Origin of the sequence: Sinimarinibacterium thermocellulolyticum (genome assembly GCF_040327995.1) — a bacterium.
GTDB lineage: Bacteria > Pseudomonadota > Gammaproteobacteria > Nevskiales > Nevskiaceae > Solimonas > Solimonas thermocellulolyticum.
Map to the genome: position 1 here is coordinate 286,654 of NZ_JBEPIJ010000002.1, position 6,928 is coordinate 293,581.

4 protein-coding genes and 4 pseudogenes are annotated in these 6,928 nt (G+C 63.2%); 5 read left to right on the plus strand and 3 right to left on the minus strand.

Annotated elements, in window-relative coordinates:
* Positions 1-2: 2 nt before the first annotated feature.
* The 3 genes and pseudogenes from ABSH63_RS03205 to ABSH63_RS03215 form a co-directional block, all read left to right on the plus strand.
* Positions 3-989, plus strand: a complete 987-nt coding sequence (locus ABSH63_RS03205) for a WD40/YVTN/BNR-like repeat-containing protein (protein ID WP_352887368.1) — start codon at positions 3-5, stop codon at positions 987-989.
* A gap of 42 nt (positions 990-1,031) precedes the next feature.
* Positions 1,032-3,605 (plus strand): efflux RND transporter permease subunit, encoded by a 2,574-nt coding sequence (locus ABSH63_RS03210; RefSeq protein WP_352887370.1) that lies wholly within the window; start codon positions 1,032-1,034, stop codon positions 3,603-3,605.
* A 303-nt stretch (positions 3,606-3,908) separates the two neighbouring features.
* Positions 3,909-4,127: pseudogene (locus ABSH63_RS03215) on the plus strand (transposase); the annotation flags it as partial.
* A 79-nt stretch (positions 4,128-4,206) separates the two neighbouring features.
* Here ABSH63_RS03215 and ABSH63_RS03220 read toward each other — a convergent pair.
* Positions 4,207-4,431, minus strand: a pseudogene (locus ABSH63_RS03220) (transposase); the annotation flags it as partial.
* Positions 4,432-4,497: 66 nt separating this feature from the next.
* Between ABSH63_RS03220 and ABSH63_RS03225 the strand changes: the two are divergent.
* A pseudogene (locus tag ABSH63_RS03225) lies at positions 4,498-5,196 on the plus strand (IS256 family transposase); the annotation flags it as partial.
* 82 nt (positions 5,197-5,278) lie between these two features.
* A pseudogene (locus ABSH63_RS03230) lies at positions 5,279-6,235 on the plus strand (IS481 family transposase); the annotation flags it as partial.
* Positions 6,236-6,333: 98 nt separating this feature from the next.
* On the opposite strand, the gene ABSH63_RS03235 reads toward ABSH63_RS03230, so the two are convergent.
* Both ABSH63_RS03235 and ABSH63_RS03240 read right to left on the minus strand, forming a co-directional pair.
* Positions 6,334-6,741 (minus strand): GFA family protein, encoded by a 408-nt coding sequence (locus tag ABSH63_RS03235; protein ID WP_352887372.1) that lies wholly within the window; start codon positions 6,739-6,741, stop codon positions 6,334-6,336.
* Positions 6,742-6,806: 65 nt separating this feature from the next.
* A partial coding sequence (locus tag ABSH63_RS03240; protein ID WP_352887379.1) for an SDR family oxidoreductase occupies positions 6,807-6,928 on the minus strand: 122 nt, incomplete at its 5' end.

Here is a 6,928-nt window from a genome sequence, read left to right on the forward strand (position 1 = left end):
CCATGAGTAAGTTTTGCGCGGTCAAGCGTGCCGGCCTGCTGTCGGCGATGCTGTTCGTGGCAGCACCGGTGCTGGCACAGGACGAGGCGGACGATGCCGGTGTGGAACCCATCGTCAAATCGCTGCCGTCGGAGATCATGCCGCTGACGCCGAGCAGCCTGCTGCTCGATATCGTCGATACCGGCCGCCACCTGATCGCCGTCGGCGATCGCGGCGCGGTGATCGTCTCCAACGACGGCGCCACCTGGGCGCAGGTGCCCACGCCGACGCGTGCGCCGCTGACGGCGGTGGACTTCGCCGATGCCGATCACGGCTGGGCCGTGGGGCACGACGCGGTGATCCTGCACACCGCAGACGGCGGCCGGACCTGGGAACTGCAGAACTTCGAGCCGGAGCTGGAAATGCCGCTGCTCGACGTGCTGTTCCTCGACACGCAGCGCGGTTTCGCGGTCGGCGCCTACGGGCTGTTCTACCGGACCACCGACGGTGGCACCACGTGGGAGGAGGTCGACAGCCCGATCCGCGAGGACGAGTGGCACTTCAATGCGATCACGCGTCTTGCCGACGGCACGCTGTTCATTGCCGGCGAGTCGGGTACGCTGGCCATGTCCACCGACGAAGGCCAGACCTGGGAGACGATCACGTCGCCCTACGACAGCTCGCTGTTCGGTGCGCTGCCGTATGGCGAAAAGGGGGTGGTGATCTTCGGCCTGCGCGGCAACGTCTTCGTCAGCGACGATGCCGCGTCCGCGCAGTGGCGTGAGGTCGACACGGGCACGGTCGCGTCGATGTTCGGTGGTACCGTGCTCGATGACGGCCGCAAGGTCATGGTCGGCGTCAACGGCAACATCATCGTCTCGGCCAACGGCGTCGAGGACGTGCAGGTGCTGAAGTCGGCCGCGGGCACGGCACTGTCTGCGGCCATCGCCGTCGACGGGGTGCTGCTGGCGGTCGGCGAATCGGGCGTGCAGCGCATCGCCCTGAACTGACTACACAAGAATCATTGCGACGAACACCGGGGGACTGGGCGCATGGCTGGCAAATCCTTCTTCTCACAGGAAAAGATCCTCGCAGTCGTCGAGCCGATCGTCTATGGCAAGCGTGTGTTGATGCTGGTGTTGCTGGGCGTGCTGACCGCGATCTTCGCGTGGTTCGCGGCCGGCACCCACGTGGATGCCGGTTTCGACAAGTCGATCCCGCTCGAACATCCGTACATGAAGGTGCTCAAGCAGTACGAGGACGACTTCGGCGGTGCCAACACCATCCTGGTTGCCCTGATCCAGAAGGACAAGAGCCGCGACATCTACAACGAGCACTTCCTCAGCAAGCTCAAGCAGGTCACCGACGAGGTGTTCTTCCTGCCGGGCGTGGACCGCTCGCGCGTGTCCTCGCTGTTCACGCCAGACGTGCGCTACGTCGAGGTGGTCGAAGGCGGATTTGCCGGCGGCAACGTGATTCCGGCCGAGTACCAGCCGACCGAGGAGATGTTCGCGCTGGTGCGCGCCAACGTCGGCAAGGGCGGTCACGTGGGGCGCTACGTGTCGCGCGACCAGACCGGGGCGATGGTGTTTGCCGAGCTGCTCGAAATCGACCCGGTGACGGGCAAAAAGCTCGACTACCGCGAGGTCGCCAAGCAGCTCGAAGAAAAGATCCGCGGCGCTTACCAAGATGACCAGGTCGACATCCACATCGTCGGCTTCGCCAAGGTCATCGGCGACGTCACCGACGCGGCGAACGAAGTGATCATGTACTTCTTCGTCGCGCTGGGCATGACCTTCGTGCTGCTGATTCTCTACCTCGGCAGTTTCAAGCTGTCGGTGCTGCCGCTCGTGTGCTCGTTCATCGCGGTGATCTGGGAGTTCGGCCTGCTCACCGCCAGTGGCTTTGGTCTCGATCCGTTCGCGATCCTGGTCCCGTTCCTGATCCTGTCCGTCTCGGTCTCGCACGGCGTGCAGTACACCAGCTCGTGGGTGTCGGAGCTGGCGACCGGCAAGAACGGCTTTGATGCCTCGCTCGAGACCTTCCGTCGCCTGGCGATTCCCGGCACCACGGCGCTCATCACCGACCTCGCCGGCTTTCTGACGATTTTGCTGATCCCGATCGACATCATCCGCGAGATGGCGCTCAACGCCTCCTACGGCATGATCGCGATCATCGTCACCAACAAGATCCTGATGCCGATCTGGTTGACGTACATGGACGTCAAGGACGTCGAGGACTTCGTCAAGAAACAGGAAGCACGGGAGGCGATCTTCAACCCCGTGTTTCGCGCGATGACGGTGGTGACCAAGCCGGTGCCGGCGGCGCTGATCATCATGGCGCTCGCCGGCCTCTACGGTTGGTCGCTGTGGAAGAGCGAAGACATGATCTACGGCGACGCGCAGTCGGGCGTGCCCGAGCTGCGGCCGGATTCGCGCTACAACAAGGATTCCGACGCCATCACCGCGAATTTCACGATCGGCACCGACATCATCAAGGTGATCGCCGAGACCGATCCAGAGTCGTGCATCAAATACGACGTGATGGAGCAGATCGACCGCTTCGGCTGGCACATCCAGAACGACCCGGGCGTGGCCTCGATCCTGTCGCTGCCTTGGGCCGCACGCACCGTCAACTCGGCGTTTTCCGAAGGCATGCCGAAGTTTCGCGTGCTGCCGCGCAACCAGTACGTGATGGTGCAGGCGATCACGCCGATTCCGACCTCATCCGGCCTACTCAATCCGGACTGCTCGGCGATGGCGGTCTTCGTGTTCACCAAGGACCACAAGGCCACCACGCTCGATCGGATCACGACCAAGACCAAGGCCTTCAACAAGCAGAACGCCGAACAGTGGTTCGAGCTGAACCCCGGCGTCGACCCGGCATACTGCGAAGACAAAATCGCCGCACGTCGCGCATTGGGCGAGGACGAGGTCGCGCTGAAGAACCTGATCACCTCGCTCAAGGCACGAGACTTCAGCGACGCGCAGGTGGACGAGGACGCGCGGGTCATCGCGCTACGCGAGAAGGTGGCGCAGTCGGAAGCCAAGCTAAAAAGCTTTGATAAGCCGTGCCCGGTGAACTTCGCGCTCGCCAGCGCACAGGGTGGCGTGATGGCGGCGTCCAACGAAGTGGTCAAGGCCAAGGACAAACCGATCGTCTACTACGTCTACGCGGTGATCATCGTCTTTTTGTGGCTCAGCTTTCGCAACGCTGCCGGCGTGTTCTCGATTCTCGCGCCGCTGTACGTGGTGTCGAGCCTGATCCTCGCGCTGATGGCGATCAAGGGTATCGGCATGAAGGTGGCGACGCTGCCGGTGGCGGCGCTGGCGGTCGGCATCGGCGTCGACTACGGCATCTACATCTACTCGACGATCGAGGAGTTCGTGAAGAAGGGCAAGAGTCTTGCCGACGCCTATTACGAGACCCTGCGCATGACCGGCAAGCCGGTGATCTTCACAGGCCTTGTACTGTCCGGCTCGGTCGCGACCTGGCTGATGTCCGGCCTGCAGTTCCAGGCCGACATGGGCCTGCTGCTGACCTTCGCGTTCTTCGCCAACATGATCGGCGCGATCTTCGTCTGCCCAGCAATCTGCCGCTTCCTGATGAAGCTGCCGAACGGGTGAGCGAAATCGGGAGTGCCGGTGGCACTCCCGATTTCGCGAACGCCCGGCCAAGGTGCGTTTGCCTTGGCGGGTCGTGACTTGATGTCACGACGAGTTGAGCAAACGCTTGGCCGGGCCAGTGAAATGGAATGAAATTTCGCCAGGGACGGCTGGCACGGGCGCGACTATAGGGCCCCGCTCCGCAGAGTGTGTATAGACTCTGGAGGCCGGGCAAAGTGGAGAGGAGAAGGATGCCCGCACTGAGCTTGCCCCTGAAACCCGTCTCCCTTGCTGAGAGATTCAATTCTGGCAAGGAGAACGGAAATGACTAAGACGACGAGAGCGAAGTACACGCTGGAGTTCAAGCTCGAAGCGGTTAGACTGGTCAAAGGCGGACAGGGCCTGACGGCCACGGCCACGATCCTTGGCGTGGCAGAACAGACGCTGCACAACTGGGTCAAGGCTGATCGTGAGGGTCGGCTGCAAGGTCCAGGCACCAAGCCGGTGAGCCCGGAGCAGATGGAGATCGCTCGGCTGGGGGCTGTCCGAATGTTTGTGTGTCAGGCGGTTTTTGAATCTCTGCTCGTTCCGCTCAGCGCGGCGCGAGGGTGAAGCGGTCGCCTTACAGTGTCGCGAACTGCTTCATCGCTGATTTCCACTCCTTGCTCGCCCGCTTCCAGTCGGCGGTGATGTTGCGCAGGGCCAGTCAGGTCAGCTTGGTGGCGGCCTCGTCGTTCGGGAAATGGCCGCGGGTCTTGATGATCTTGCGCAGCCGCGAATACACGCTCTCGATGGCGTTCGTCGTGTAGATGATCCGCCGCACCTCGGGCGGGAAGGCGAAGAACGGTTCGTCAGAGGGTGTCAGAAATTCGGTGTGAGCCATACGCTGTTGTGACGAGGACAAGGAGCGAGTATGGCAGCGCAAGTGGAGAAGCCGTCATTCGATGGCGAGCTGTTGGACCGGCTGTTGGCCGGCCGCGACCCCAAGACCGTTCTCAGATCGGACGGCCTGATCGGCGAGCTGAAGAGGGCGCTGGCCGAGCGCATGCTCGACGCCGAGATGGACGTTCATCTGGGACGCGAAGAAGAGCAGGCCGCCGGCAATCACCGAAATGGGCACGGCCGTAAGACGGTGCGCATGCCCGACGGCGAGATGACGCTGTCGATTCCGCGGGACCGGCACGGGCGGTTCGACCCGGCGCTGATCGACAAGTACCCGCGGCGGTTTCCGGGTTTCGACGCCCAGATCGTGGCGCTGTACGCCCGCGGCATGAGCACACGCGACATCCAGGCGCACGTGCGCGAGCTGTACGGCGTGGACATCTCACCGGATCTGGTCTCGGCGGTCACCGACGCGGTGCTCGACGAGGTCGCGGCCTGGCAGAGCCGGCCGCTGGAATCGACCTACGCCTTCGTGTTCTTCGACGCCCTGCGCGTCAAGATCCGGGACGAAGGCATCGTGCGCAACAAGGCCGTGTACCTGGCCATCGGCATGCGCTGCGACGGCCGCAAGGAGATTCTGGGGCTGTGGATCGAGCAGGCCGAGGGCGCGAAGTTCTGGCTGCGCGTGATGACCGAGCTCAAGACCCGCGGCGTCAACGACATCCTAATCTGTAGTAGTCACGACTTAGTCTGACAGACGGTCCTGGTCTCCGTACACTGCGGTGCAAACCGCGATCAGACGGACACAGGAGATGACGCAGACGCAGAAGGTGATTCGGGCGAAGGCCGGGGTGCTGGAGCTGGCCAAACAGTTGGGGAATGTGAGCCAGGCCTGCCGGGTGATGGGCTACAGCCGCGACAGCTTCAACCGCTTCAAGGAGCTGTACGAGAAGGGCGGCGAACTGGCGCTGCAGGAGATTTCGCGGCGCAAGCCGATCCTGAAGAATCGGGTGGCGCCGGAAATCGAGGAGGCGGTCGTGGAGATGGCCCTGGAGCAGCCGGCGTTCGGTCAGGTGCGGGTGGCCAACGAGCTGGCGAAGAAAGGGCTGTCGATCTCGCCGGCGGGCGTGCGCTGCGTGTGGCAGCGGCACGACCTCGAGACGATGAAGAAGCGCCTCAAGGCGCTGGAAGCGAGGGCCGCGCAGGAGGGTGCGGTCCTGACCGAGGCGCAGGTCGTCGCGCTCGAGAAGGCCAAGGCCGAGAAGGAAACGCACGGCGAATTCGAAAGCGAGCATCCGGGCTACTGCGGCGCTCAGGACACGTTTTATGTCGGCAATCTCAAGGGGGTCGGCCGGATTTATCAGCAGACCTTCGTGGACACGTACAGCAAGGTGGCATTCACCAAGCTGTATGACCGCAAGACGCCGATCATGGCGGCGGACCTGCTCAACGACCGGGTGGTGCCGTTCTTCGACGAGCACGACATCCGGCTGCTGCGCGTGCTGACCGACCGCGGGACGGAGTATTGCGGCAATCCGGAGCGCCACGAATACGAGCTGTACCTGGCGGTCGAGGATATCGACCACAGCCGCACCAAGGTAAAGAACCCGCAGACCCACGGCATCGTCGAGCGGTTCCACAAGACCATCCTCGACGAGTTTTACCGCGTGGCCTTTCGCAAGAAGATCTACCGGACGCTCGAGGCGCTGCAGGCGGATCTGGATGCGTGGCTCAGGGGCTACAACGAGGAGCGGCCGCATCAGGGGCGCTGGCGTAAGCTTCCCCGCCGCGGCGACAACATGAACCGCGGAGACTGGGCCGAGCTGTCAGATGAAGTAGTGGTTACTACACCCTCGGCGGCTGAGATCTAATCGGGCACTCGCTCGAAGCTTCGGACCCCATCGGCGACGTGATGCCAGGGCTGGCGGTCGCAGGTAAAGATGGCTAGCTGTGGGTTGCCGAACACTGCAGGGTCGTCGAGCGTACCGCGCTTGAGGATCGCAACGCCGGGGAGAGCGGGCGACCGAGACACCAGCTGCGTGCCACATTCGCCGCAGAACTCACGAGTCACCGGTGAGTTCAGATCTGAGCGCGTGAAGCGCTTGGGTTCTCCGACTACGTATCGAAATCCCGTCTCGGGGATGCCGACGAAAACGTTCGGGTTGCCGCCGGAGAAGTACTGGCATTCGCGGCAATGACACTGGGCGTTGATCACAGGCGCGGCGCTGATCTCGTAGCGTATCGCGCCGCAGTAGCAATGTCCGGTATGCATCATGGGGGCTATCCTCGAATCGTCCGATGGCTTTAGTCGAGCGTGTACGTTCGCCGCATTATCGCTCCTCAGATCGCCTTGTGGACCATGCCGCCGTCGACCACCAGCTCGGCGCCGGTCATGTAGCTGCTGGCATCGCTGGCGAGCAGCAGCAGCGGACCGTCGAGTTCTTCGAGCCGGCCGAGCCGGC